Source organism: Variovorax sp. PBL-H6, assembly GCF_901827155.1.
Classification (GTDB): Bacteria; Pseudomonadota; Gammaproteobacteria; order Burkholderiales; family Burkholderiaceae_C; genus Variovorax.
The window spans coordinates 548,939-572,807 of the sequence record NZ_LR594660.1 but is presented as its reverse complement, the minus strand read 5'-3'; the positions used below and the strand labels follow the sequence as shown (position 1 = coordinate 572,807).

General features: G+C 61.8%; 24 protein-coding genes. 16 read left to right on the top strand and 8 right to left on the bottom strand.

The features are described from left to right. Positions 1-28: 28 nt before the first annotated feature. On the bottom strand, positions 29-1,111 hold the full coding sequence (locus G3W89_RS31135; protein WP_068674437.1) for a competence protein CoiA family protein: 1,083 nt from the start codon (positions 1,109-1,111) through the stop codon (positions 29-31). Positions 1,112-1,318: 207 nt separating this feature from the next. Here G3W89_RS31135 and G3W89_RS31130 point away from each other — a divergent pair, with 207 nt between their 5' ends. The 3 genes from G3W89_RS31130 to G3W89_RS31120 all read left to right on the top strand — a co-directional run bounded on the left by G3W89_RS31130 (position 1,319) and on the right by G3W89_RS31120 (position 4,058). Then, complete coding sequence (locus tag G3W89_RS31130) at positions 1,319-1,642, top strand: hypothetical protein (RefSeq protein ID WP_068674435.1); 324 nt, start codon at positions 1,319-1,321, stop codon at positions 1,640-1,642. A gap of 394 nt (positions 1,643-2,036) precedes the next feature. Next, positions 2,037-2,963, top strand: a complete 927-nt coding sequence (locus tag G3W89_RS31125; protein WP_162570802.1) for a hypothetical protein — start codon at positions 2,037-2,039, stop codon at positions 2,961-2,963. A gap of 129 nt (positions 2,964-3,092) precedes the next feature. Beyond that, the gene (locus G3W89_RS31120) at positions 3,093-4,058 is read left to right on the top strand and encodes a dienelactone hydrolase family protein (protein ID WP_162570803.1); all 966 of its coding nucleotides are present in this window, start codon (positions 3,093-3,095) and stop codon (positions 4,056-4,058) included. Between the two features lie 435 nt (positions 4,059-4,493). Here G3W89_RS31120 and G3W89_RS31115 read toward each other — a convergent pair whose 3' ends face one another. The 3 genes from G3W89_RS31115 to G3W89_RS31105 all read right to left on the bottom strand — a co-directional run bounded on the left by G3W89_RS31115 (position 4,494) and on the right by G3W89_RS31105 (position 6,717). Further along, on the bottom strand, positions 4,494-5,600 hold the full coding sequence (locus G3W89_RS31115) for an acyltransferase family protein (protein ID WP_162577740.1): 1,107 nt from the start codon (positions 5,598-5,600) through the stop codon (positions 4,494-4,496). Beyond that, positions 5,582-6,151 (bottom strand): hypothetical protein, encoded by a 570-nt coding sequence (locus G3W89_RS31110; protein WP_162570805.1) that lies wholly within the window; start codon positions 6,149-6,151, stop codon positions 5,582-5,584. The genes G3W89_RS31115 and G3W89_RS31110 overlap by 19 nt, the downstream gene beginning before the upstream one ends. A gap of 101 nt (positions 6,152-6,252) precedes the next feature. Next, positions 6,253-6,717, bottom strand: a complete 465-nt coding sequence (locus G3W89_RS31105) for a hypothetical protein (protein WP_162570806.1) — start codon at positions 6,715-6,717, stop codon at positions 6,253-6,255. Positions 6,718-6,778: 61 nt separating this feature from the next. On the opposite strand from G3W89_RS31105, the gene G3W89_RS31100 reads away from it, so the two are divergent. The 9 genes from G3W89_RS31100 to G3W89_RS31060 all read left to right on the top strand — a co-directional run bounded on the left by G3W89_RS31100 (position 6,779) and on the right by G3W89_RS31060 (position 16,006). Further along, positions 6,779-7,756, top strand: a complete 978-nt coding sequence (locus G3W89_RS31100) for a helix-turn-helix transcriptional regulator (RefSeq protein ID WP_162570807.1) — start codon at positions 6,779-6,781, stop codon at positions 7,754-7,756. 261 nt (positions 7,757-8,017) lie between these two features. Then, entirely contained in the window at positions 8,018-8,596 is a 579-nt protein-coding gene (locus G3W89_RS31095; RefSeq protein WP_162570808.1) for a peptidylprolyl isomerase, read from the top strand. A 417-nt stretch (positions 8,597-9,013) separates the two neighbouring features. Continuing rightward, positions 9,014-9,409, top strand: a complete 396-nt coding sequence (locus G3W89_RS31090; protein ID WP_162570809.1) for a hypothetical protein — start codon at positions 9,014-9,016, stop codon at positions 9,407-9,409. A gap of 96 nt (positions 9,410-9,505) precedes the next feature. Next, a complete protein-coding gene (locus G3W89_RS31085; protein WP_162570810.1) occupies positions 9,506-10,234 on the top strand; it encodes a hypothetical protein in 729 nt (242 codons plus the stop codon). A gap of 2,106 nt (positions 10,235-12,340) precedes the next feature. Beyond that, positions 12,341-12,916, top strand: a complete 576-nt coding sequence (locus G3W89_RS31080) for a hypothetical protein (RefSeq protein ID WP_162570812.1) — start codon at positions 12,341-12,343, stop codon at positions 12,914-12,916. Between the two features lie 92 nt (positions 12,917-13,008). Beyond that, positions 13,009-13,443, top strand: a complete 435-nt coding sequence (locus tag G3W89_RS31075) for a hypothetical protein (protein WP_162570813.1) — start codon at positions 13,009-13,011, stop codon at positions 13,441-13,443. A 54-nt stretch (positions 13,444-13,497) separates the two neighbouring features. After that, positions 13,498-14,034 (top strand): DMP19 family protein, encoded by a 537-nt coding sequence (locus G3W89_RS31070; RefSeq protein ID WP_162570814.1) that lies wholly within the window; start codon positions 13,498-13,500, stop codon positions 14,032-14,034. 495 nt (positions 14,035-14,529) lie between these two features. Continuing rightward, the gene (locus tag G3W89_RS31065; RefSeq protein ID WP_162570815.1) at positions 14,530-15,192 is read left to right on the top strand and encodes a hypothetical protein; all 663 of its coding nucleotides are present in this window, start codon (positions 14,530-14,532) and stop codon (positions 15,190-15,192) included. A 31-nt stretch (positions 15,193-15,223) separates the two neighbouring features. Continuing rightward, positions 15,224-16,006: a hypothetical protein gene (locus G3W89_RS31060; RefSeq protein WP_162577739.1), complete on the top strand. Its 783-nt coding sequence runs from the start codon at positions 15,224-15,226 to the stop codon at positions 16,004-16,006. A gap of 291 nt (positions 16,007-16,297) precedes the next feature. On the opposite strand, the gene G3W89_RS31055 is transcribed toward G3W89_RS31060, so the two are convergent. Further along, positions 16,298-17,002 (bottom strand): SHOCT domain-containing protein, encoded by a 705-nt coding sequence (locus G3W89_RS31055; protein ID WP_146039519.1) that lies wholly within the window; start codon positions 17,000-17,002, stop codon positions 16,298-16,300. 18 nt (positions 17,003-17,020) lie between these two features. Then, positions 17,021-17,518 (bottom strand): hypothetical protein, encoded by a 498-nt coding sequence (locus tag G3W89_RS31050; protein ID WP_068674398.1) that lies wholly within the window; start codon positions 17,516-17,518, stop codon positions 17,021-17,023. A gap of 192 nt (positions 17,519-17,710) precedes the next feature. On the opposite strand from G3W89_RS31050, the gene G3W89_RS31045 reads away from it, so the two are divergent. From G3W89_RS31045 to G3W89_RS31030, 4 genes are all read left to right on the top strand, one after another. Next, positions 17,711-18,118 (top strand): hypothetical protein, encoded by a 408-nt coding sequence (locus G3W89_RS31045; RefSeq protein WP_232076906.1) that lies wholly within the window; start codon positions 17,711-17,713, stop codon positions 18,116-18,118. An 86-nt stretch (positions 18,119-18,204) separates the two neighbouring features. After that, the gene (locus G3W89_RS31040; protein ID WP_146039520.1) at positions 18,205-19,161 is read left to right on the top strand and encodes a hypothetical protein; all 957 of its coding nucleotides are present in this window, start codon (positions 18,205-18,207) and stop codon (positions 19,159-19,161) included. Between the two features lie 66 nt (positions 19,162-19,227). Further along, positions 19,228-21,348: a GYF domain-containing protein gene (locus G3W89_RS31035; RefSeq protein WP_162570818.1), complete on the top strand. Its 2,121-nt coding sequence runs from the start codon at positions 19,228-19,230 to the stop codon at positions 21,346-21,348. Between the two features lie 25 nt (positions 21,349-21,373). Further along, the gene (locus G3W89_RS31030; protein ID WP_162570819.1) at positions 21,374-22,201 is read left to right on the top strand and encodes a hypothetical protein; all 828 of its coding nucleotides are present in this window, start codon (positions 21,374-21,376) and stop codon (positions 22,199-22,201) included. A 25-nt stretch (positions 22,202-22,226) separates the two neighbouring features. On the opposite strand, the gene G3W89_RS31025 is transcribed toward G3W89_RS31030, so the two are convergent. Next, entirely contained in the window at positions 22,227-22,880 is a 654-nt protein-coding gene (locus tag G3W89_RS31025) for a hypothetical protein (RefSeq protein WP_162570699.1), read from the bottom strand. Positions 22,881-23,214: 334 nt separating this feature from the next. Then, positions 23,215-23,859: a hypothetical protein gene (locus G3W89_RS31020; protein ID WP_068674392.1), complete on the bottom strand. Its 645-nt coding sequence runs from the start codon at positions 23,857-23,859 to the stop codon at positions 23,215-23,217. Between the last annotated feature and the right edge of the window lie 10 nt (positions 23,860-23,869).

The window sequence follows — 23,869 nt, the reverse complement described above, 5'->3', positions numbered from 1 at the left end:
CCTCGCGCCTGGGCTTTTTCCTGCCCATTCAGGCAGCGAGGTGCCCGCTGGGAACTGCTGCTGCATCGTGCAGCTTCCAGCGGCCTGCCCCGCGCTCGGTGCGGGTAAGCACGGCGGCGCCGAGGAGGGAGGACACCCGTGCGGGCGGGTTCTTCAATTCGCCAGGAGCGCCGAGCGCGGCGCGCAGCTTTTCCGTGACGTACTCGTTGGGCTGCGGCGCATTGCAGTGCAGGCAGATGTTGCTTGTCGGCGCCTTGGACCTCCTGCCGAGGTTGATTTCATACTGCTCGATACGGTTTAGACCGAGGCCGGCAAGCTCGCTCGAGCTTAGCGCGGCCTGCACGCCGGCGAGGGTCTGGGAAAGAGAAGCAGCGGTGAGCGGGTGATACCACCAGGGTTGTTCCGCGCTGTCGAGCATCCCGCAGACGTGCTTCAGCTGCCGTTTGCATGTCCAGCACTCGCCCAACAGGTATCCGACGTGGAGCGTTCGGGTGTATTCAGGCACCTCGTAGGTCAGCCGCTTGCCCAGCAGCGCCTCAACGAACTCGGGCAGCGCCAGAGGGAATCCTTTGACCCGGGGCGGCACGCCGACCTCGAAGTCCTCGAGGGAGAAGACCGGGGTTTCCTTGTCCGTCAACGGCGCAATGCCGCTCTTCATCGGCGCGTGGAACCAGGCGCCGCGTACCCCGGAATCCCTGTAGCGGCGTTGCCGCCGAAGCGTCTCGGCGTGCGGCTGCGGGGACATCTGCACTTCGAACGCGACCTGGGCACGGCCGCGCTCGCAGAAGACGTCGGCAATCCACGCCTCGCCGGTGGGGCAGGCCCCCGGCCGCTCAGTGGTCACCGTCCAGCCGGCCGCGTGCGCCGCCTGCGCGATGAGCTGTTTGCAGTAGAGGTGCTGGGCGCTTTCAGGGGCGGTGGCACAAGGTCCCTTACGGGCGTGCGCAAAGAAATAGTTCCCGAGCGGGCTCGTCTTGGGTACCGCTGCACGCTGGCAACAGGGCATGGTCAAGCCGAGCCGCTTGTAGGTAGCCTTGAGCTCCTCCCACTGGCCTTCCTCAAATTCGAAGGCGTGCAGGTTTGTCGTACCGGTGGTAGCGCGCAGAGGCATCGAGGGTTAGTCGTTCGGCGTAGCTTGGATGATAGGGGCGCGGGGCTGTGGCGGCGACCCTCAACTTTTCCCTCATTCTGCCGATAACCCCTTCCAAACCCCCCAACGAAGGGGGGGGCGACCCTCGTATTCATCCGCGCCGGCGATTCCGCGGGCGTGCTGACCTTCGCTATACGGCAAAGGGTCAACTCTCATCAAGGAAGCACTGTGCTCATCACCCAACAAGAAGTGGAGGCGCTCGCCCAAAAGCGAGGCCTGGTTCTCGAATTCCCCAAGGCTTGGGCCTTGAACAAGTGGGATATCGAACTGGTCAAGCCGCAGCCCGAAGGCACGAAGCCACCTGCCGAGCCTCGCAAGGTCCTGCAGACCAACAATGTCGGCGACCTGTGTCGATTCCTGGGCAAGGACGGCTACACGGAGATGGCGGGCAAGCAAATCCGCCGCACCGAGCCGACCATCTTCCACCTGTGGCACCACGACGGCACGCTCCTTCATAAGTTCACGGGCCCGGTCGCGCTGATGCGCGACTAGCCGGGCCACTGCAACGCAATACATGCATCCGCATTCGGGCCGAATAGTGCCCCGCTCGGCCGTAAACGTAAACGGGTCGATGAGCGAACCGTCGGGGCCGACGCTCATGGTCCAAACCTGAAGGCGCTGACCGAGGCAAACGGGGCCCGGGCCACGGAAGGGAGCCAGACCTCAAGCGGGAAAACGCGCAGCGTCACAATCCGCTGGTATGTCGCGTCCCCACGGCAAACATGCCTGTGGAGGCCAAGGGGGGCAGGAGGCGCGCTTTCGAGAGCGTCTCATTCCGCTTAAGCGGTGAGACGCATGAGACGCGATGCGCACGAAGCAGCAATGGCCACCGAGGCTTCTGCCTGGCGTGCTCCGGCCCCGCCAGCGCCAGGCCATGGAGCTGTTGGTGAACAATGCATCCCACTGCCCATGCCTGTTCTTTGAGGGAGTCCGCGTGCCGCATGCCTTGACGTTTGAAAACTACTTCCTGGAAGCGGAGGAGGGGCGCGTTCGCCTGAAGGTCGTTCCGTCGGTCGATGGGCTTGTGCTCGACCAGGACGACCGATACGCCTTTGACTTCGTGCTCCTTCCGGCGGCAAGGGCCGGGGCCTGGGCGGACGTCTACCTCTTCACCTGCGACACCTGCGGGGACCCAGGCTGCGCTCGCATCGAGGGCGCCATTAGGCTGGAGGCGAGCCTCGGGCACACGACCTGGGTGATACCCGAATCGCTCCGCTCACAGCTGAATCCTGCGTTCCATGGCAAAGGACCGCTGAAACTCACCTTTGATGACAAGGCGTACTCGGCGGAGCTCGAACGCGTCATGGATGCCGTCAGGGCGGAGTCACGTCGTCTTGGCCGCAATGTTGACCTCGTCCCTTGGACGATGAGCGACGGCGAGCCCACGCTGGACCTGGAGGCGCACGTCGAAAAACTCATTCTCCGCAGGAGGTGGCTCGAATGGCGGGAGCGGGTGTGGGGTGCGCTCGACGACACGCACCTGGAGCTCGAGTTTCCAAGCGGCTACGTCCATGCCATCACGGTGGAGTGCCTCGCAAACCTCGTTGTGGGCAAAGGGCCCGCGACACCCTGGACCGAGCAGGTTGGCCGCGAAATCGAAGCGGACGTGGCGCCGCGCTTGAAAGCAGAGCTCGAGTCCGTCGTGGCTCTCGCCAAGACGCTGGGGTGGCCAACCATCTTGCGCGAGGGATTCACTGCTGACCGCAGCCCGGAAGGCCTAGAGCTGGGCGAACTCGAGCGAGAGACTGGATGGTCACAAGCGAAGCTGTCGCTCACGACGCACGCGCAGCGCTACCCGCCAGATTCTGAATAGTCGACGCGCGAAGGCCGAGCCACCGACCCCCTCGATGCAGGCCCACATCCTGCCCTTCTAGCTAGACAGAGGTCACCGAAACGGCCATCATGCCGCCTGGCGCGTCAGAGCGCGGTCAAAGGAGCGGCGATGCACGTTCTTCATTCTGTAGCGTGGAGAAGCTGGCGACTTCTCGCCGCATCAATCCTTGCTTTCAATGCCCTTCATCTCGCGGTAGCACAGCCACGAGGAGGCCAGACCGTTTCGTTTGATGTTACCGAGGCATCCGGGGCCTCACGCAAGCTGCAAGGAGTGCTCTACAAACCCACTGGCGCTCCAAAGGGGGCCGTGGTTCTGGTACATGGCTCCTCCGGCTGGACAGACCACCGAGAAGGCCACTACGGGCGTGCTCTGAGTGAGCGCGGCTACACCGTCCTTGCCATCGACACGTTTGGGCCGCGGGGAATCTCCAACACTGGAGAAAACCAAAGTCAGCTGACGACACTGCAGCAAACGCGTGATGCCTTCGCAGCGCGCCGTTTCCTGGTCGAACAATCGCACCTGCCAGCGCGCATAGCCGTCATGGGATTCTCTCGCGGTGGGCTCGTTGCGCTCTACGCGGCTGACCGAACATACCTGCCAGAGCAGAGCGACCGGTTCGCCGTCGCCATTCCTTTCTATCCGAGCTGCAGTGCCCGACCGCGAGAGCCCAAGCCAGCAAGCGTGGTCTTCATGGCGCTGGGGGAAAAGGATGACTACACCGGCGTGAAGCCGTGCGAAGAACTTGCCAAGGACTATGCGAATGCCGGAGGGAAGATTGAGGTCAAGGTGTACGCCGGAGCCAGTCACGGCTTCGACGGCGACCCAGCCAACACGCGCCTCTTTCGAGCCAGCACGGTTGAGAACTACATGGAGTGTGCGGTTGTAGTGGAGCCGGATGGTCGGTACGCACTGGGCGGAAAGTACTTTTCCGAAGCGAACTACGAGGAACTACTTGGCGAGATGAGGAAGGGCTGCATGAAGAAGGGAGCATCTTTCTGGACGAACACAGCGCAGAAAGAAGCGGCGACCCGAGATGTGCTCGAATTCCTAGACGCGCGGCTCACGGGAAACTAACTAGCACGGTCCCAGGTCGGCCTTCGAGGCCTCGGATGGCAGTCTTGTGGGCTCCGGCTTGCCCTTGAAGGTCACCACACGCGGAACCATGAACTTCCCGCAGTGCCCACAACTTTCCTTGTCGTCGGGTGCAGGGGCTCTACGGTCGGCGAACGAGACAACTTCTTATGCTCCCACTCAAAGTGTGAAGCTCATTCTGGTAACCGAGTGCGGGGGATTCAGGTCCCATTTGTAAGGGAGGTGAAGTCTCACGTCCTGGGCCTCGTGGCCTCAGTGCCCATAGACGGAATGTGATTGAACGCGGGCCCCTTTCCGATGGTGCGGGCCCAGAGGCAAGGCCATAGACCGCGCTGCCGGGGAACTCAAGTCGAACGCCTTAGCTCCGGCGCTGCGCCGTTTCCTCCGCTGCTTCCCCCGTTGGCCGGGGGGCTCTTTTCATGTCTCGGTTCGCCCCATCGGCCCAAGCGCGTCACGCCGGCTATCCACAGGAGCGGAGCTCCGCTGCTGCGAGTACTTGTCCAGTCCCCAGTACAGAAGGAACGAGACCGCCACGACTGCCGCCAAGTAGAGGGTCGGAGATTCGAGCGAAGCGCGCTTCAGCAGATAAAACACTGGGATGTGGGCCACGTACATCGGGTAGGAAATGTCGCCAAGCAGTCGCAGCGTTGCCGAGCCACCTGCTCCCACCCCAGGGTACGTCGTGAACCGTCTGAACGTCCACAGTACAACGACCAACGTGAATGCCTGCAAGGCGAAATGGTCGATGCCGCTGTTGAGGAAGTCATCGATGTGGCCACGCTTCCAGCTGGAGGCAAACTGGATGGCAGTGGCGAGCACGATGTGCAGCGCGAACATCCAGCCAACTTCCTTCAGGATGGGAACGGAATTCTCCGGCTCTCGAGCAAGCCGAAGGCCGGCTAGCCAGATGAAGGAGAGCAACAACAGATTCAGGCCGTAGCCCACCCCAGAAAAGTAGTTCCAGTGGAAGAGGGTTCGCCCGCAGGTGTATGCCAGGTAGGCTGCGAATGAGGCTGCCGTCAAGGCACGCAACGTGGACGGGCGGAGCTTGAAGAGCAAAGGGGTCAGACAGTAGAGCCAGACCTCCAGAGCCAAGGTCCAGGCTGGCCCAACAAAGGAGTCGCTGGTCAGAATCTGATTCAAGAACAGGACGTTGACCAAGACAAGCCAAGCCGACGGGAACGTGTCGTGCTCAAGCGCGAAGACGCCACACGTCAGTACGACTGCCGCAAGGTAAACCGGATAGATACGCAGCGCCCGGCGCCAGAGGAACCCCGCTGGCTCCTTCGCGTACGACGCTCCGATGGAGTAGCCGCTGATGAGGAGGAAACCGAGTATCGCCTCGAAGGCACCGAACTTTGGGATGAAATCCCAGGTGCCGAGGGCCACGAAGTCGGGCAAATGATTCACTGCGACGACGAACGCCAGCACGAATCTCAGCCCTGCGAGGGCGCTCCACTTTTGGATTTGCATTTTGTCGGATGAATGTTGATGGGTTTGCGGGCTCAGCAATGCGACTGCCATCGCCAACTGCGCGCCTGCGAACCCACCACGAAGGGGTAACGGGAGGGGTCATCGCCTCGGGCCCACCGGTCCTTCAAACGGCCTAGCAGCGCCGCCAGACCACCTTGCTTGGCTGCGTAAGCCAGATGCTTGCGGTAGAGCTCGCGCTCCATGGCCAGCACCATCCGCAGGGAAGAGATGTTCTCCTCTGTGTACGCCCACACGCCGTGGACAACGAAGTTTCCGGGGCGGCTCGCGTCAGGCCTGGGTCGAGCTTCAATGTCCGTAGCTCCAATGCTCCTCAGGAACTCGACGCGCGCCGCTGCGACCATCAACCCGTCGCCGTGCATCTCGAGTTCCCGACTCAGCGCGAAGTGCACAGCCTGAATAGCCGGGAAGCGCTCGGCCAGGAACATGGTCACCTCGGCCAGCAATAGAGGTGCGAAGTTGCGAACTTCCCTTCTTGAAGACGGCGAGGGCACAAAGCGGCCGACGCGAACCTCAGACCTGTCGGGGCTAGCCTCGACAGGCTCCACTGTGCCCAGCAGGCGGGCACCCTCATAGACGAACATCGGCTCGCCCAACTCGTACCTCGACAGGCCTGGGCCCGAGAGGTGGAGTTGATGAGGCGGGGAGGGCGGTGCCATTGATTTCATGCTTTCTCGCTCCCTCATCAATGAAGCGTTAGCCCGCAGTACGTCAAGCTCGTCGCCTGCGCCTTCGCGTTCAGGCGCAACAGCTTTCGGCCCCTGCCTTGTCGCGCGTCGGAGAGGCTGCGGTCGCGCAGCACCTTGCGGAAGCGGTAGCCGACGGTGACGACCTGGCCATGAGCGACGACCGCGTACGCGGAGCGGGTCTCGCTTGCGAGGCGCAGCGCCTCGGCACATTCATTGCGGGCAATCTGGCGCAAGGCGCTGCTGTCCAGGGTGACCACCTCAGCTCCGAGGTGGTCATGGGAGTAGTGGCCGTACCGCAGCAGACAATCGAGCAGGAGGCTGTTCATCCCGCGCTGCTGGACGCGCAGGGATGCGTGGGCGCTGAGAGTGGCCGCGACGCCCTCGGTTTGCGTGGAAAAGTGCATCGAACCTGACATCACGAACTCCTCTTTTTGTTTGCAATGCAGGTAGTATTTGCACAAGGGTGGCTCATAGCGTGAGCCACTGATACCAAAGAGTTACTCCCCAGCCGCCACAAGCCCCATGGACCGGACCGAGCGCTTCTACAAAATCGATTCCTTGCTCCAGCGGGGAAGGCCGGTGCCCATCGCCAGGATGCTGGAGGAACTGGAGGTCTCCCGGGCCACCTTCAAGCGCGACATCGAATACATGCGCGACCGTCTCCAAGCGCCCATTGAGTGGGACCGAGATGCCGGTGGCTACGTGTACGCCGGGGCCGGGCCGGGCCTGGAAAGGCAAGAACTCCCGGGGATGTGGTTCAACTCGAGTGAGGCGTATGCGTTGCTGATGATGCAAGCGCTGCTGTCGGAGATGCAGCCAGGGTTGCTGGGCTCACATATAGAGCCTCTGCGGGCGCGACTGCGCGCCGTCATCGAGACAGGACAGCACGCCGCTTCCGACGTCGAGGGCCGCGTGCGCCTGATAACCACCGGCGCGCGGGCCGTGCCAGACAAGCACTTCGAAGTCGTGGCCGCTGCCTTGTTACGCGGCGAACGTCTTAAGTTGAAATATTTTGCCAAGGGGCGTGGCGAAAGCAGCGAGCGTGAGGTGTCGCCCCAGATGCTCTTGCACTACCGCTCGAACTGGCTTCTCTGCGCATACTGTCATGTTCGCAACGGCTTGCGGTCGTTCGCGATGGATTCGATGGAGGCCGTAGAGGTTCTCGCTCGCCCTGCAGGGAAGGTGCCGAACAAGGTGCTTGCCTCGTTCATTGGCGAGGGCTACGGCATTTTCAGCGGCAGCCAACTCACCTGGGCAAAGCTGCGCTTCAGCGCCGAGCGCGCCCGCTGGGTGTCGCGCGAGAGCTGGCACCCGAAGCAACGCATGACGCGCGACGCCCAGGACCGCTTAGTGCTGGAGGTCCCGTATGCCGATGCACGGGAGTTGACGATGGACATCCTGCGCCACGGGCCTCATGTCGAGGTCTTGGAGCCGCCGACCTTGCGTGCGCAGGTGGCGCAAGAGTTAGCTCGGGCGATGGAGCAATACCAAGCCGCTTAAAGGGGTGCATCGGACACCTGTTTGCGGGCCACTGGTCGCTCGTGAGCACTGCCCCGAAGCCGGACCAGCGAACCCCTAATCGAGCTCAGGTCCGGAACCTAGCGACGGCCTCAATCGGCGGGTCGAGCGCGGCTTCTGCAGTGTGTGCCCACTGACCACGTGACACGCAATCGGCGCGATACGCGCTTCCGTCCATGGCAGGACATCAAGCCCGGTTCCAGTTACGATTGCCGGCGGGTGCCACCGACAAACCAAAGAAAAATGAACAAACTCGCAGCCTGCGCCATGCTCGCGGCCACGACGATTCAAGCGCAGACACTGCCGAGCGACGTGGACGAGCGTGGCAGCTACCACGAGGCGCATGTCTACCACGTCATGTTCCGCACAGAGGCGGATGCCAAAGAAGTAGCGTCGCTCCGAACTGTCCCCAAGGAGCGTTTGCTGCCAGCCTTCAAGGTGGCGGCTGTCGCCAAGAGCATCGACCCAGGCTCGCGCCAAGCGGGCGGAGACCTCGGGGTGATTAAAGAGGGCACGATGGTGCGCCCTTTCGAAGCAGCGGCCTTCGCTACCGCGCCTGGCCACATGAGCGGTCCGGTCCAAACGGAGTTTGGCTGGCACTTGGTGTACGTTGCGTCGGCGAAATCGACCCCCGTCGCGCAGGTCTGTGCCCAAACTCTCAAGGCCCAGCTGAGGGCGACGCCGGGACTGCCTGCGAACGTGATTGAGCTCACGAAGAGCTACAAGCCAGGGATGCCGGGCTTTGAGGGCAAGGTGGCGCGGTTACTCGGTCCGCTCTGGGCCTCCCCTCAAGAACATGGATGGAAATCTCACCTTTCTTAAGGTGGGGTCCACCGATGCGTCTGGCAACACGGAGGTCCTGCAGCACACGGAGTACCCGTACGCACGCCTGAACACTTCGCCCCTGGCATGCAAACGGTCGGAGCGAACCAGATACCTGGTGAACTGCAAACAGGGCATTGTCCAATTTCATTCGGCTGAAGAGCAGGCGCTCCGAGGTGGTCAAGGACTCATTGTCAATCGACGGCCCTCAATCGCCGGCGCTATCGACAAGGCAGAGTACGGCGGGTTCTACCGGCAGCTGCGCGCCCTTGCTTGCAGGCCGGAGCTCAAGACCTAAGATATGAGGAGGCCCGATTTTCCATCGTGGCGCCACGGCAAGCCTTCTCGTAGGGGCTTCCTGCATTCGGGCCAGAAGCAGACGGTCAGCCCCTGTCGCCAATCCTTGAGAATCCGTCCATGTATGCCTTAGAAATCTCCATCAACGGACGAGACGCTGTCACCGGCGGCGCAACCGACCTGTGCGTGCTCTCTGCCATCATCACCCTGACAGGGAAGCTGGGCCCTGAGGCTGCACCGCCGCGGGATGATGGAAGCGTCGACATGGACTTGCGTCTTGGAGGACTGACGGCACGCGCGGACGGGGCCGCCGACGAACACTTGGATTGGTTACGAGCGAATTTGAAGGCTGGGGATGTGGTGAGCATCCGCGTCGTCGAGACAGCCACTGCCGACCCTGTAATTTCTGGGCATGAGGCTGAGCGCGTCGCAGACGATGAAAGGGCCTATTTCGAGCATTGCAGGAAGGCATATCTTGAGATGCGTGAGAAGTATGAGCCGACCTCCGCGGCTTAGGGCGTGTGGGTGTGAGACGCTGCCAACCGCCGCGCCGGCCAAAAAGACGGTCGTTTCGGGCCTCCACTTCTCAGCGTCGATGTAGGATTCCCTTCGATGTCCGACGACTCTCTCGCAACGTTTACCCGCCGGCTGTCGGCCGAGTGGCTACCCGCCTATTGCAATTACTCAGCCCGGCAGTATTCGCCGGCGGGGTACAAGGCGATATCCAATAAGGTGACGACAGCTGATGCCAGGGGCTTCCTCCGCGCGCTGGATAGCGGCATCGTGGTGCACGGGAAACGTGGCGGATACCGACTGCCCCACGGCAAGACCGAGGAAGTGATTTTCTGGGAGGGTTCCAGAGACGCCGTCCCGAGGAGCATCACGCCTTGGCTGGAACCGGTCATTGCCATTAGCTCGGTGGCACGCCTCCATTTCGAACTTGGATGGCCCGTGACCTGCTTGGCACTGCAGTCGGCCAAGTGGGAATTCGACCTGACCGCGTCTCTTCCCGGCAACCTGGAGACGGAGTACATCGCCGGCGAGGTCAAGAAGACCGAGAAGGAACTCGACGCGCTCATCGAGCATATGCTCAACCTGGCTCCCCAGTCCGAGGTGGATGAGAAGTCCCTGACGGGCCCGAAGCTGAACGCCTACCGGAAGTTGAATCGTCGTCGCGCACCGTTCTTTTGGGCCGTGGGACCGGGGGGTGTCAGCCACGCATTTGCTGTCGTGCACTCACCCGAGTTGAAGATATTCTTCACCCATGTGCCGCTAGACCGGCTGGCCTGCCCAGGTAGCGTTGAGCCGGCACGCTCTGAGACGGACGCGACCGGCTGGTAGAGCTCTACAAGACTACTCAACGCTCGCGTTGCGGCCAATACCGGAAGTTCGTCACGACCCTCCAGTTCCGCTAGCGTTGCCTTGATTGAAGGCCTATTGACCGTGGCGCGGTCGATAAAGGCCTCCACACGAACGAAAACGTGGCCCATCGCGGGGGGCGCCGAACTCCCTTCTCGAGGGTTTCACGTGAAGTTCACCGGGAACGCACGGTGCGGCTCTAACGTAGCGCGTGCATTCGGTGTGAAGTGCAAGACTGGGGAGATTCTGCTTGTGACCCGTTCGACGATGAAGCTCGCTGTGCCGCTGTTGCTGACCTTGACCGTTGCAGGGGCGGCGGCAGGTTCGTTGTTGGAAACCAAAGGTCCAGTGCTCGCCGGTTCTGTAACTCGACCTGAGTGCAAAGAGGCGCTCGTCATTGCCCAAGCAGCGTTCGCATCGGACTCGCCTCGTCTCTACGCTCCCTTCTTGCTGCCGTCCGTCCTGTCGAGCGAACTGGTGTTGGGAGCGTCAGAACTCGACCTCTCTGGCGGCGACGCGCTTCAGGTCGATGAGACGATGTTTGAGAAGCACCGTACACCGGATAGCACCATCGCCAGAGCCGTGTATTGGCAGCGGCATGGAGAACATGGGCACCGCTTGATTGTGCAAGAAACTCCGCGCGGGTGGCGCGGAGATGCATATTCCGCCTTCATCACGCCCGATGAGCAGACTGTTGGCGACTTCGTTGCGCGTCTTGGCCAACCCGCGCAGCGGGGGTCGAACGGCGAGATTCTCTCGGGCGTGTGGAGGCCCCCCCCTGGTATTCAGGCACGGCGCATCAGGGGCACTCTGGCTCATCGATGTGGGGCAGCCTTTTGTCTTTCTCGCAGCTTGGTCTGTGTATGCGCTCGAACGCGGTCCTAGCCCAAGTTGCCGAATTGACTTCCGGCCGGCGTCTGCAAAAGATGCGAGTGCGCTGCTCCCTGAGCCGACAGCCGCTCTCGTGCGCCTGCTGGATAAGGCAATCGGGTCCGGTGCGGGCGAAGGTACGCAGCAACCAACGGCGTGGATACAGGTGGACGTTCAGCACACGCTGGCGAACGCCGCGCTGCGTCCGTGGGCGGTTCAGCAACCGTTCAACTCGAGGAGCGAGGTGGATTCCGGGCTGGCCGAGTGGGCAGGCAAGGATACGTATAACCGTCAATTGTTCCAAGCGTTTGGGATGAAGTATCCGGCTGCAGAGAGGGCGCTTGCGGCTCACTATCGGCACCGCTTTCACCTGGGGCGGAGCCAATCAAAGCGGATGGCGGCGTACTCGTTGGACGTCGCATTTCGCTCTCATTTCACGTTTCCTAAGGAAAATACTAATACTCCAGGGGGGAACCCTGCGCCGGCGAACCCCTGGCACAGTTTCAATCCACCTCGTGACGGCTGGTGACCTCCATAGGCAGAATGTGGGCCATCAGGGACAGTCAAGCGCGACGTCCGAAGCGCGTGCGCTCTGTCCTGAGGCCGGTCACGATTGCGCCTGCACTACGTACAGGCAGCCTGCCACTTTCGACTACCGATGCCTTCAATTGACCACGTCGAGGAGCACCTGCCAGGACTGCAACTCGCCTTCTTCGAGATTGTCTGGCCTGCGTTCGATTGGCTTGGAGCAATCGGTCTGCGCCCCGAGCCAGGCCATGTAGTGTCGGTGCAGCTACGGGCCTCAGAGCTTCCGACTAAAGGTGACCTCGATGACTGTAAACGGCTCCTTCGAGACGTTCTAGACGCGGCGTTCGCCGGTGTGAAGGTCAAAATCCACATCACCAAAGACAAACCTGGGGCAGAAGTTAAGGGTTGGTACCTCGGTATGTCGCCGGACCTTTTTAAAGTCATCGCGAGTTCGCATGCACCTTGGCGTCTTGAGCGCGGTCGATAGCCTTAGCGGCGCCTGGAGGCCTTTGATATCGGTCCGCAGCCGTCCGAAGCCTTCGTTCTTGATGGCGTCTCAATTCCAGTTCAACTGAACTGCAACAAAACGCGCCTCTTCCAGTTGGCTTTCGATGCCGTCCGGGTTACATTTTGCTGACATAAATCGGCTGCGCGAACCGTGCGCGGCCACGAACGAGGAGCGCCGTAGCAATGATTTGCCCGCAATGCGAGGCTGAAAACACGTTCGCGGCCGCGCGCTGCACCGACTGCGGGAAACCCTTCGGTCCGTCACGCGACAATCGGGACGAACCAGCCTCGCGTGCAAGCGAAGTCGCACCGGCATCCAACGTGACGCGTCCCAGTTCTTCAGCGTCACCAGCCGAGGTGCTAGGCCAGCCGCAGAACCTCGACTGGCTCGTCCGCTATGCGCTCTGGGGCATGCCTGTCACGTATATCGGCTTGGTCGCAGCATCCGCGTTTGGGCTGAAGCCGCCAATGCTTGTTTTCAAGGTGCTCCTTGGAGGCGGCGCTCTATGGCCGTTGCGCGCGTTGCTCAAGAAGGAACCCAGCAACGAGCGCGCCCTGGTCGCAAGAAAGTTCGGGCGCATCCAAATGGCCGTGATGCTCGCCGCAGAACTGACCATGATTCCCTTCATGTTTGTGTTGCCGGCCCAATCTTGGTTGTTGGTCGGGGGAATCTTTTTGCTCGTGGCTTTCGGTGTGCATCTTGTAGTCGGTGTCATAGGCACACGTCGCCTCAGAGGCTTTGCACAGCTCGGCGGATAGCTCGCTGGCGCTGGCGGCGACGAATTGCTTGCGCGGACGCCTCCAACCGGCCAAGACCGGACCTTCGACCCTACCCTCTGACTTCTCAAAACATGAGCCAACTCTGCACCTTCGCGGGCGTCCGCATCGCTCTCCCCAACGGCTGGGTCGACATCAGCGACGACATGCCCGAAGGAACACCGCCCACCCTGGCAAAGCCGGAAGGGGTCGGGGCACTGCAGTTCTCTGTAGGACGGTATCTTTCCGGCGCCAACCCACAAGTCAGCCCGGACGACCTTGACGCGATGCTCAAGGAGTTCGCCGACACACGTTCTCTTGGCGTGGCTGCGAACGTCGAACGAGGCAAGTCCGCGAGCCACTATGTCGGCGGGAGCTTCCTGCATGCAGGCGACGTGATTCGCGCCTGGTACTTGACCAACGGCTCCGACGTGGCACTTGTCACCTACGTGGCAGCCGCTGAAAGCGGCGATGCCGCGGGCGAGCTCGCTGACGCGGGCACTATCGTCAGGTCCGTTGATTTCGGCTGAACGTCAAAGGGCAAGATGCGGCCACAACCGGCCCTTCATCCGCATTTCCTATTCATGCCGAACATCGAAGACTTTTCATCGTTGAGCACGGAAGAGTTGGTGCAGGCTTTGTCCATCAGCCTGTACGAACCTCCCCTAAATCGCCTTCGAGAAACCTTGGCATCGCGGCCTGAGGTTTTTCGTGTGCTGACGCTCGTACTCGACTTCGATACCGAGGTCTCGATGAGCGGGATTCTCGGATTCTTGGAAAATTCCACCGGCCAGTGGCTCAGCGAGACCATTGAAGCCTTCGACCTCATCAGTGCCAACGAAACCGCCGGCATCCTTCGCCGCGTTCACCAGGCGATGAATCGACATGGCATAACCCCAACGACCTTACGTTCCGAAGTGAATGCCGGAACGCTGTATGACGTTGTTTCGTTCGGCGAGCTTCATGGAGCGAAGAGCCAGGCCATGTCTCGCGAAGTGATGCAGATTGCCGGCGACCTCTACGTCGGCAATCCTGGTTCGCAGGAGGAACCTTGGCGCCTGCTCTATGAGTATGTTGAGCCAAGGCGTCAGCAGCTCTTGGATGTGCTTAGTCAGATTTGACTCCGGCCAGGCGACGAACTGCAACAGCCGCTTTGGGGCAACGGCTACTTCCGCTATGGGCCTGCCCAGAAGTACGGCGCCGAGAAACCGGATGTTCGAGGCGTATGACGGGTTCGTGCCCGTTGCCGTCGCAGCTGTACCTCGACATCGGAGACAGCTATCCGCCACCTAGCGGTCAAACAAGCATTACCGCGTCATTGCCCCGCGCGCACTTGCGCTGCCTGAGGCACCGCTTGCGAGGTCGTACTTTGACGCCCTGGTTATCGCAGCCGACTGCCGATGCGCGACCTGGAGGGCCAAGGTACCGGCCGCCCAGGTTGGTCAGTTGGGCAGCCGTAAGTTGCCGACGTGGATGCCTTGCGCCGTCGCCGGCAAGAAGTCGGCGCACTCGTTAATTTGTGCCACGACGAGCGCTCATCAGGGTGCGCAGGGGCGCGCCGTCCTGTATACACTGCCGCCACCAGAAGAACGAACGGCCCATCGAGCCCTAGCTGAATGCAGAACTCAGGCGAACAAGCGAAAGCGCAGGGCCAAACCGCCACGCAGATGGACCAGGGCGCTGAGGCGCCAGTCCAGGATGGTGGGGTGCCATCCCAATCGTCGACCGAGCAGGCCGGTGCGTCCACTGCGAAGCCAAACTTGGCCGCAATCGCGGTGGCGACAGCAGTCGCTTTGGTGGTTGTCTATGGCATCTTTCAGGGCTGGTTTGGCACCAAAGTGACCCCCGCAAGGCTGGCAGGCACCTGGGAGTGCGACGGCCAGGGCCGGCCCATGTACGAGTTCGACCCCGCCGGCACGTACACACAGTCGACAATTGGCGACCCGAATTCGTCCGACTCGGCGAAGCGGGCCAGCATGGAGGTCAAAGGAACGTTCGCCATCTCGGGCGGTGAGGTGACCATGACCCCAAAGCGCGTGCTCGCGGCGGTAGAGCCCCAAGACCTCCCTCTGTTTGCGCCGGCCATGCGGTCCGGGGCCATCCGCCTTCTTGGCAGCAACACCTTCGAGATTCTTCCTGGCCAGGGCAGCACCACGATGAGTGCAAAGCTTTCCGACAAGACACTGACCTTCCGGGTGACCCGGCGCGTCGACGCTCGAGGTTCGGTGGTCAATCCGCCCGCGGGCGCCTGGCAGCCATTTGAGTGCACCAAGGGATAGCCCGTCGAGGGCTTTTGGTCTTCAAGAATCAATGAAACAAGCAGGAGGAGCGTTCATGAGATGTTTGGCTTTAGCGGCATCGTTGCTGCTGGTGAGTTCGTTTGCGGCCGGTCAATCGCGAGTCCCTGAGAAACTGCGGCGCAGCGCCAGTCCCGAAGCCATTGCGGCCCTGTCGGAGGCTTCCGGAGAGAAGCCGGAGGTCATCAGGGCCATCCAAATGTTCAGGACGCAGCTTGAAAGCATCCGCGCGACGCGGGAAGACGAGCTCGAATTCAGCCGGGAAGAGGTCGCGGAATTTCATCGAAAAAACCCGAACTTCAAGCCCGACAACGCCGACCAACTTCTGCTGGTTTGCTTCGACTGGAGGCCTGTTGCTCAGCAGGTTTCTGACATAGTCCCCTGGATACTCTTGCTTAGTTCCTATGGGCCTTGTTTCGAGCAGGGGTCCGCGAGTGCATACGTGGTCAATCGTGCCTTGGTCAAAGTCGCGATTTTCAAAATGCGAGAGCTCGCGCCGAGCAGCTGGTCGACTCCCTGGCCAGGGGAAAAAATCGACCGAGTCGAGAGCTATATCTTGGGAAGCAACAAGAAGAACATCGAATTGCTCGCCGAACTGATGCGCAAGGAAGCGGTGGCTGCCATGTCCCCCGCCCAAAAGGCTGCGCATGAGAAAAGCGAGCAAGCTCAAAAGGCGGCAGGGCGCGCGAACATGTGCCAGTTCATGAAGGCAACAGTCGACCAGGCAATCAAGGCAGGTGATAGAGCTTCGGCCGAAAATACGCTTGCCTCGATGTCGTTGCACGGCTGCAAGTAGTACCAGCGCTGAAGATGCGTTGCCTACAGGGCAGTCCTCTTCGCGCTGATGACGAATGGCCAATACCTTGATTTCCCGGCCTGGAATGAGGATGGCAGGCGCTGCTGCCCTTCGTACATTGCGCGGCATGGCATCACAAACCCGCCGGAGCGATGCAGCATCGAATGGCGCTACCGGGCATCGCAGCGCGTGCATCCGCACTGGCGCCGCCTCCGCGCCATAGGAGCCCGAGCTCGGCGGCTCGTCCGGAAGCTGGGAACCCGCCCCGCGTGCCGAACTGCGAGCAAGCTGCTAGCCGAGCCGCCCCTCCTGCGCACTTGCCAGCACGCGAGCCTTTGCAAGGTCGAACTCCTCTGCCGTCAGAATGCCGTCTGCGTGCAAGTTCGCCAGTTGCTCCAAGCGCAACATCATCTTGGCGGTTGCATCGCTAGCCACCGCGTTGGCTATTGACTCGGGTTTTGGGCGCATCAGGCTCTGAAGCTCGGGGCTGCTAGATGCCGTTATGAAATCGAAAGCGGTTCTTCCAGTGCTGTCAGGATGGTCGGGCTTTGCGCCGGCTTCGAGAAGAAGCGGGATGCAAGAGAGTGCCTGTTCCGAGACGGCGTATTGGAGAAAGCCGCGCCCTGTTGGCAGTTCGTCGTATGGGTGAACTCGCCCGGCCTGCAGCGCAGTGCGAATGACCGAGGGGACGTCATGTTTCAGCGCGTCGCGAAAGTCCTCGATGGCGGATAGCTTCTCGGTACTCAATGCCGTGCCGTCACCATAGCTGACCGGCGGGATGTCCTTCGTGCCCCCGCGCCCGCCGAACACCATGAAAATGGCCCCGGTCACAGCCGCGGCGCACGCTGCGAGCAACAGGTTTTGTCGGTCCTGCATGAGGCCGATGTTGTTGACACGACTGCCGTAGCCCGTCGCTACGCTCGGGTCGAACACGAAGAGTGCATAGCCCCCGACCAAGACCGCACCAATGAACAGCAGCACTCCAAATGCCTTCATCCGGCTCTCCCGTGGTGCCTAGACCGCAGCCGACGGGATGAGCCTGGCCGCAACCGCATGCGCCTTTGTCGCCAAGAAAATCCCCACCGCCAGCTCCCCGAACCCAATCATCCCGTCGATGTGCATCCAAGGGTCCATCGTCGTGATGGGCTGCCCGTTGGCAATCACGATGGCGCACAGCGACAGGTACTTCAGCACTGCCGGCAACGCCTTGATGGCAATGACGAGCAGCCCGAGCACCACGCAGGCGACGACCAGGGCCTGCTGGCTCGGAAGCTGTAGCTTGTCTTCAAACCTCGTCTTCGGAACCAAGCGGTGCGCGACGGACATTGGAAACAGCCATAGGAGCGCGCCGGCTCCGACGTAGAGCCCGGCCACCAGATACGGCACCCACACGGCGTCCGGGTTATTCGACGCCTTCAGCGCCTGGGCGATGGCGAACGCCTGGAACGCGGAGATAGCGAGCCAGATTGCGAACAGGCGAGCGGCAAGGCCGACGATTTGCTGTGGAGTCATGAGCTGGCTTGCCGAAGTGAGGGGCGCATGTTGCGCAGACGAGTTACTGCTGGTAACATAAGGTTAGCACAAAAGTACCCACTGCCGGTGGCGAGTGCGCTCAAAAGAATGGAACGGCGGTACTCCCTACGGGAGGCGCTTCAGGAGTCGAGGGCTAAGGCACGTGCCGGGGACTACCGGTCACGCGCCGGGTTGGAGGAAATCGCGATGCAGACTTGGGCGAAGGTGCTCGATTGGATTGGTGTTGCCTGCTTCGGAGTCGGCGCGCTTGCCATGGCCCGCTACCCGCAGGCCTCTCCATGGGTCATGGTGATTCATCTGCTGCCCTTCGGCGCAGCGCTGATTGCCTTCCGGCCAGACTCCTCGCGCGTTGCCGTTGTAGGAGCGCTGGCGCTCAATGGGCTGTGGCTGGCAGGACTGGCCGCGGCTGTCGCTTTCGTCCTGTGGTCGCTTAAGGCCCGGGAGAGCCTGTTCATCGCCGTCTTCATCGCGGTGATGGCGACACCGTGCCTGCTCAACATCCTCGCGCTGATGTCATCCAAGAACCGAGCGGTAGCGGGCGAGTCGGCTGCGCACACGAGCTTCGCGGCGGCGGAATGATGTCGCGACAAGGCTCATTCTGGTGCCCGCCAGCGCGTTTTCCTCTGGCCGCATGCTGGCGACGTGAAAGTCGTGGCGCGATGTGTTTGATTGTTCCCGCCCTGGCGGCACTCGTCCTGTTGTCCAGCGCCGGCGCAGCAGTGGCCGCTTCCGAAGACATCGCTTTACGCGGCTGCTGGCGTAGTCAGCAGGTTCGAGTCACCCTGGCTGACGGAACGCACCGCGAGCAGAACGGCGACTGTGTCATTGAGTACGACGGTAGTCGGGCTCGGTCGACGTGCCACGGCAGTAACGGAAAGACGGAGACTCTGTCGAGCTATGTGCCATCCGGGCCAGGGCAGTTGCGGGTGACAACCCTCGACCCAGTAACCGGTCAGCCGAAAGGTCCAGCCTCTGAGCTGAACTATCGTATCGAAGACGAATGGCTTCTGTTTGAGCGCCAACTCCCGGCTTCTGCTCAGGCGAGCCCAACGGGAAAGCAGCCGGTTTCGTTGAAGTCGGTGTCAATCCGAGTCTCGTCAGGGACGACGAAGGGAACGGAGTGCCGGCCCCGCGGCGAAAACCCGCTGCGAGTGGGGCGCATGCCGACAAGTTCGCTGCTCTTGACACTGCCCACTGGCTGGAAGCCATGGAACGTCGACCCGGCGACCGACAAGAATCTTGGACCGGCAGTCAACTCGAACTTCTTCGTCGGTGCCTTCGTTCCTCAGAGTGCAAACTTCGGGTCCTCGGGTCCGGTTCAGTTCGTGCTCGTTCTGGACGACACGCGCTATGGGCCGATACCTGTGCGGCCAGCCCAGTTTGCCGATGTAAAGAAGCGATTCATCGGCGAAATGCCTGGGTCTCGGCTGAGTTGCGATGACCAAGACCGAGTATGCGCCAGTCTGCGAACTCCAAATGGCGCAACCACCTATACCGAGCTAGTCAATCTAAACGGGCGCGTGGCCATGGTCACTGCTGCCTCCCAGAACGATTCCATCGACACGCTGCGGAGGTACGCCGCGCGATTTGTGGAAAGACTGCGACTCGACAACCAACGTTGATGCCCCGGACGCTCTAGCGCCGAACGGGCCCTACTCACAAAAACACTGAAAGACTGAGGAGCGAATATGACCATGGAGCAGGCTGGCTCGCTGCTGCCGCTGTTGATATTCCTCGCGCTGATTGCCGGTTGCGTGTGGCTGGTACGTCGGTCGGCACGCCAAAGGGAGGCTCGCGGAGAGAGGCTCCACGGAACGAGAGGCTGGCTCGGCTTCTTTCTTGTCGCTTCATTCGTCCTTTCGCCGCTGATAGGTATTGGCACGCAATTCAGGAACTTCACCGAGGCGGAGGCGCGCAACCCCGCGCTCGTGGAGCTTCCAAGCTATGTGCAATACAAGGCTTTCTGCTGGTGCCTGATGCTGGGCATGATTGTCTGGCAGGTCTGGATGGCCAACCGGCTTCGCACGAGGTACGAGCCGGAGAGCGTGACCCACGCCAAGCTCTTTCTTGCCCTAAGTCCGTTCGTCATGTACCTCGGCGATGTGGGCGCTGCCTGGGCGTTCCTCAACGTGAACGCCGCGGGGGAGGGCGCTGCTCAAACGGTTCGCGGCTTCATTTCAAGCTTCCTCTGGTTTCTGTACTTCACGAACTCGGAGCGAGTAAAGAACACCTACTTTGGTGCCAAGCAGGCCGGGGACCTTGAGCCGCTCGAGTCTCTGCGCATGCGAGCACGTGGCCGGAAAGCGCTCGAAGACCGTCGAGACCCTGTGTTCGCCGAGGCCCCGTTGGCTGCGTTGCCGACGCCGGAGCAGACCGACACGCCCGCAGCAGACGCAGCCGAGCAGGTCTGGTGGTACGCAGAAGGCGAAAACAGGAGCGGTCCGCTGTCGGCAGTGCAGCTCGAGGAGCTTGTGCAGGCGGGCACCATCAGCATGACCACGCTGGTTTGGCGCGAAGGGCGCCTGAGCTGGAAACCCATGCAGCACATCCCGGAGCTGGCCAAGGGCCGGGCTGCGCCGGCCGCGGACGCTGAGCCTGGATTCCTCAGGCAAGCTAGGTTACGCGAACGCGCCGCCGGCGCGCCGCTGTGGACCGCAGCAATCATCTTGGCCGTGGTGCTGGTCGCGTTCGGCCTGGCCTTCCATCTGCCTGAGAGGGCGTCGCTGGCCTATGCGCTCGGAGTCGGCCTTGGCACGCTGCTGCTGCCAGTCGCGGTCGTCGTCATTTTCTCGCTCTGGAGCGACTACCCCAGCCAGCGCAAGAACCTGAAGGTCTTCGTCGGATGCTGCACGGTGCTGCTCGCAACCTCGGGCGCGACCACGCTCATGACACGCGGCTACGTGGAGCGTTGGCTCAATCGGGACCAGTTGACGGCGGAGGACCACCGTTCTCAGGCAATCAAATGTGTGCAGCTGCGCGACCTGCGATGCCAGGAAGCCAGCTGGCGCGAGTACGTACGGCTTCGACCCGACGACGCCTTCGGCGCCGCGCGCCTGGGCATGGTCCTGAACTTGCGTGACAAGCACGAGGAAGCCATCGTTCACCTCAGGAGGTCGTTGGACCTCGGGGAGGGTGCGTACGACCTCTTCGCGTTCTACGCCGACAGCCACGAGAAGCTGGGCCACACGGGCGACGCCATCGAATGGTCGTACAAGGCGCTGTCCGTGGCACCGAGCCTGGTCGACGTCAGAGGGCGCTTAGCCAGCCTCCTGCTCAAATCGAAGCGGCCCTACGAGGCGCTGTCTCTCCTGCAGGCCTACGACAACCAGTTGGAAGCAAAGGGCGTCCGGCCGTACTTCGTGGCGCAACGGATTTCCATTGAGACGGCTATCGACCAGGCCGAACCAGAGAAGACCTTGGAGCGCGCGGCGCTGCGGTTGCCGGCCTTCAGTGGTCACTTCTTCGCGCCAGTGACCCTGGGCTCGAGCAAGCCGCGGGCTTTCATGGTCGACACCGGCGCCAGCCGGACGAGCCTGAGCGACGCGATGCTGCGTGACACGAAGGTCGTCTACCGGGTGACCGAGCCGCAGGTGAAGATGCGGACAGCCGACGGCAGAGTAGTGCTGGCACGAGGCATCGTCATCGAGTCGATGAAGGTCGGGCCCTTCGAACTCAAGAACGTGCCAGCAATCGCGTGCGTCGATTGCGCCTCGCTGCTTGGCCAAGCGAGCTTGGCCCATTTCGACATGCAATCAGCGCGAGCGCAAGGGGTTGAGTTCCTGCTCCTGGCGCGGCGCGGACCTCAATAGTTGAACAAAGGAAGCGAGTCCTTCGATGGAAAACATGTTCTTTCCAAGGCTGCGCCGCCTGAGCATTGCGCTGCTCGCGGCGGTGTCGTTCGCGGCAGCCGCCCAGCAGCCAACGCCAGCTCGACTGCAGGCCGAGATTTCGCGGTGGATGCAGCGCTACGTCAGTGACGAGACTCTGCTCGAGAAGACAGTGACCAACTCGTACGGGCCGAACCTGGCGCCGCCGAAGCGCGAGGCAGTCAAGGCCATGTTGCGAAGAGTCATGCTGCACGAACGGATGGCGCCATATCTGACCAGGGTGGTGATGCCGTTCTACGGCAAGCAGCTCGGCGCGGATGAAAGCAAGAACTACGTGCTCGAGGCCGTGGTCGAACTGCAGGTGAAGGGGCTGCGCCGCCTGCCGACCGAGGTCCATGCGCAATTCCTGCGATACATCCTCGACATGGCTGCGGCCACTCAGCCTACCGTGTGCAAGGCGCTCTTCCTCGGGAAAATGGGCACCCAGCAGTCCGCCGTCTATGAGCGCCGGTACATGGCGAGCTTGCCGACAGAGAAGTTCGAGGCCGTTCTCGGTATGTACCAGGCGGCAGCGCTGGCCGAGCTTGATGGCTATCCCGACGTCAAGCCGCTCAACCCGACGCAGGCCAAGGCGGCCGAGAGCGCCTATGCCGTTGCAGTCAAGTCCCGCATCGCGCGCATGCCGCTAGGGCTGCACGCACGCGTTTCCGCGGACATTGAAGGTGGCGAACCGACTGAGGTGTGCGCGTGGTTCCGTGACACCGTTGGAGCGGCATTGGACCTGCATGAGCCTTACCTCGGGTGGTATCTCACCCGCTTCATCCAGGCCATGTGACGGAGCGAGGTGCGCGATGTCGTGTTTACGCCGGCAGTGGCTTGACGCGCCACCCACCAGGAGCGGTGAACGTGGCACCACAGCGCTGGCTCGGGCAGCTTTCTGCGTCAAGGAGCACGACGGTATCGCAATTCGGGCACGTGCCCTTGGGCTTCGCCTCGTAGGCCTCACGCTCGAGACGAAGTCGACCTTCTTCTGTCTTCAACTGCTCTACCCTCTCTCGCTCGATTCGCTCTGCAGCCAACTCGCCAGCGCGGCGGCCGGTATAGAGCGCTCTGGAGCGAACTTCATCGCCCAGAGCTTCTGTAAAAGCTTTTGCCCAGACCCCGGGCTTTCGCTGCGCTGAATCGCACTCGGCCATCGCTGCGGCGAAATCGTCATCTGTTGGCCCCACATGTGCGGGAGCGGAGGAGGACTTGGTTGATGCGTCGAACAGCGCAGCGGCATTCATGGCGCCCGACGAGGAATGCGCTGAGGTGCGGCCAGCACCAGGTGCCGGAGTCGATTCCCCTGTGGCAAGATTCTTCGAGACTGCGAGAATAATCCCTGCAATCAAGGGGCTGATGAGCAGGCATAGGAAGAACCATCCCCAACCGCTTCGGCCGCGGGTCGATGCCCAGATGCCGACCGCGATAGACAGGGGCAACGCAATCGTCAGCCAGCCTAGTAGTTGTCCCATTTCACGCTCTCCTCAGTTCCTGTTTGAATTGTTGCAGCACGAGAGTGCTCATTATCGTTCTGGCCGCACGATGCTGTTGGCAACCTAACGGCACAACGGCTTCAAGCGTGCAAAGGACGCCGCGGCTTTCGCCACATCAGAGTCGCCGTTCCCAGCCAAGAATTGGAAGCGAGATGAAGTAGTCACCGAAGCAAGCTGAGTACATGACCATCCGCGCTCTCAGAATTCTGGCCCACTCGTGGAGCATGTCGAGCTCCACGATGGCGCAAACGAAGCAGCGGCGAGGGCGAACAGCCGCTGTCGCCTCGATAAGCGCCTGCGTGGCGGACGGTCTTCAATGCGAGGCCGGGAGGCGGCGAGCACAGTCCAGGCCGCTCACTTGTGCAGGTCCATCCGCTCCGTTGAAGGCCCGCAGTACAGACTGCTTCCAAGTCTGTGCGATTCCGGCGGCGTCGTCAGGATGAGCACTGCCTCGCTGAACGGCCTGCTCGAGGTCCTCCGGCAGTTCATCTTCCGGGCCCAGTCGCTCAGCCAGCATGGCGCCGAGGGCTCCTGCGGCCTTGGGCTGCAGGCGTGTTGAAAGCAGAGCCCATTCGGCCTTGTTCGCAAACTCAGGGTCCACCAACGATGCAGTCGCGACAAGCTGCGGAGCAACCCAACTGTCAGCTTGAATTGCCCGCCACAAGTACCAGAGCGTCTTGGGCGTCGTGTGCCCGCACAGGAGCGCCACACATGCCACCAAGTGAGGCCTCCACCCACCCGCGTCGAGTACCAGGCAGATGGCTCGTTCAACTTCCTCACGGGGATAGTCGCTCATCAGGGTTCGGAGCTTGTCTGCCTCGGCGGCGGCTCCTGGCTGCATCCATAGGAACTCCAAATACCCGACCTTCAGCTCCAAGCCTTCATGCTCGTCGGCTTCAGCAAAGAACAATGTGGACGCGGCCGCATTCTCTGCGCGGTCAGATTCATCAAAGGACATGCGGCATACC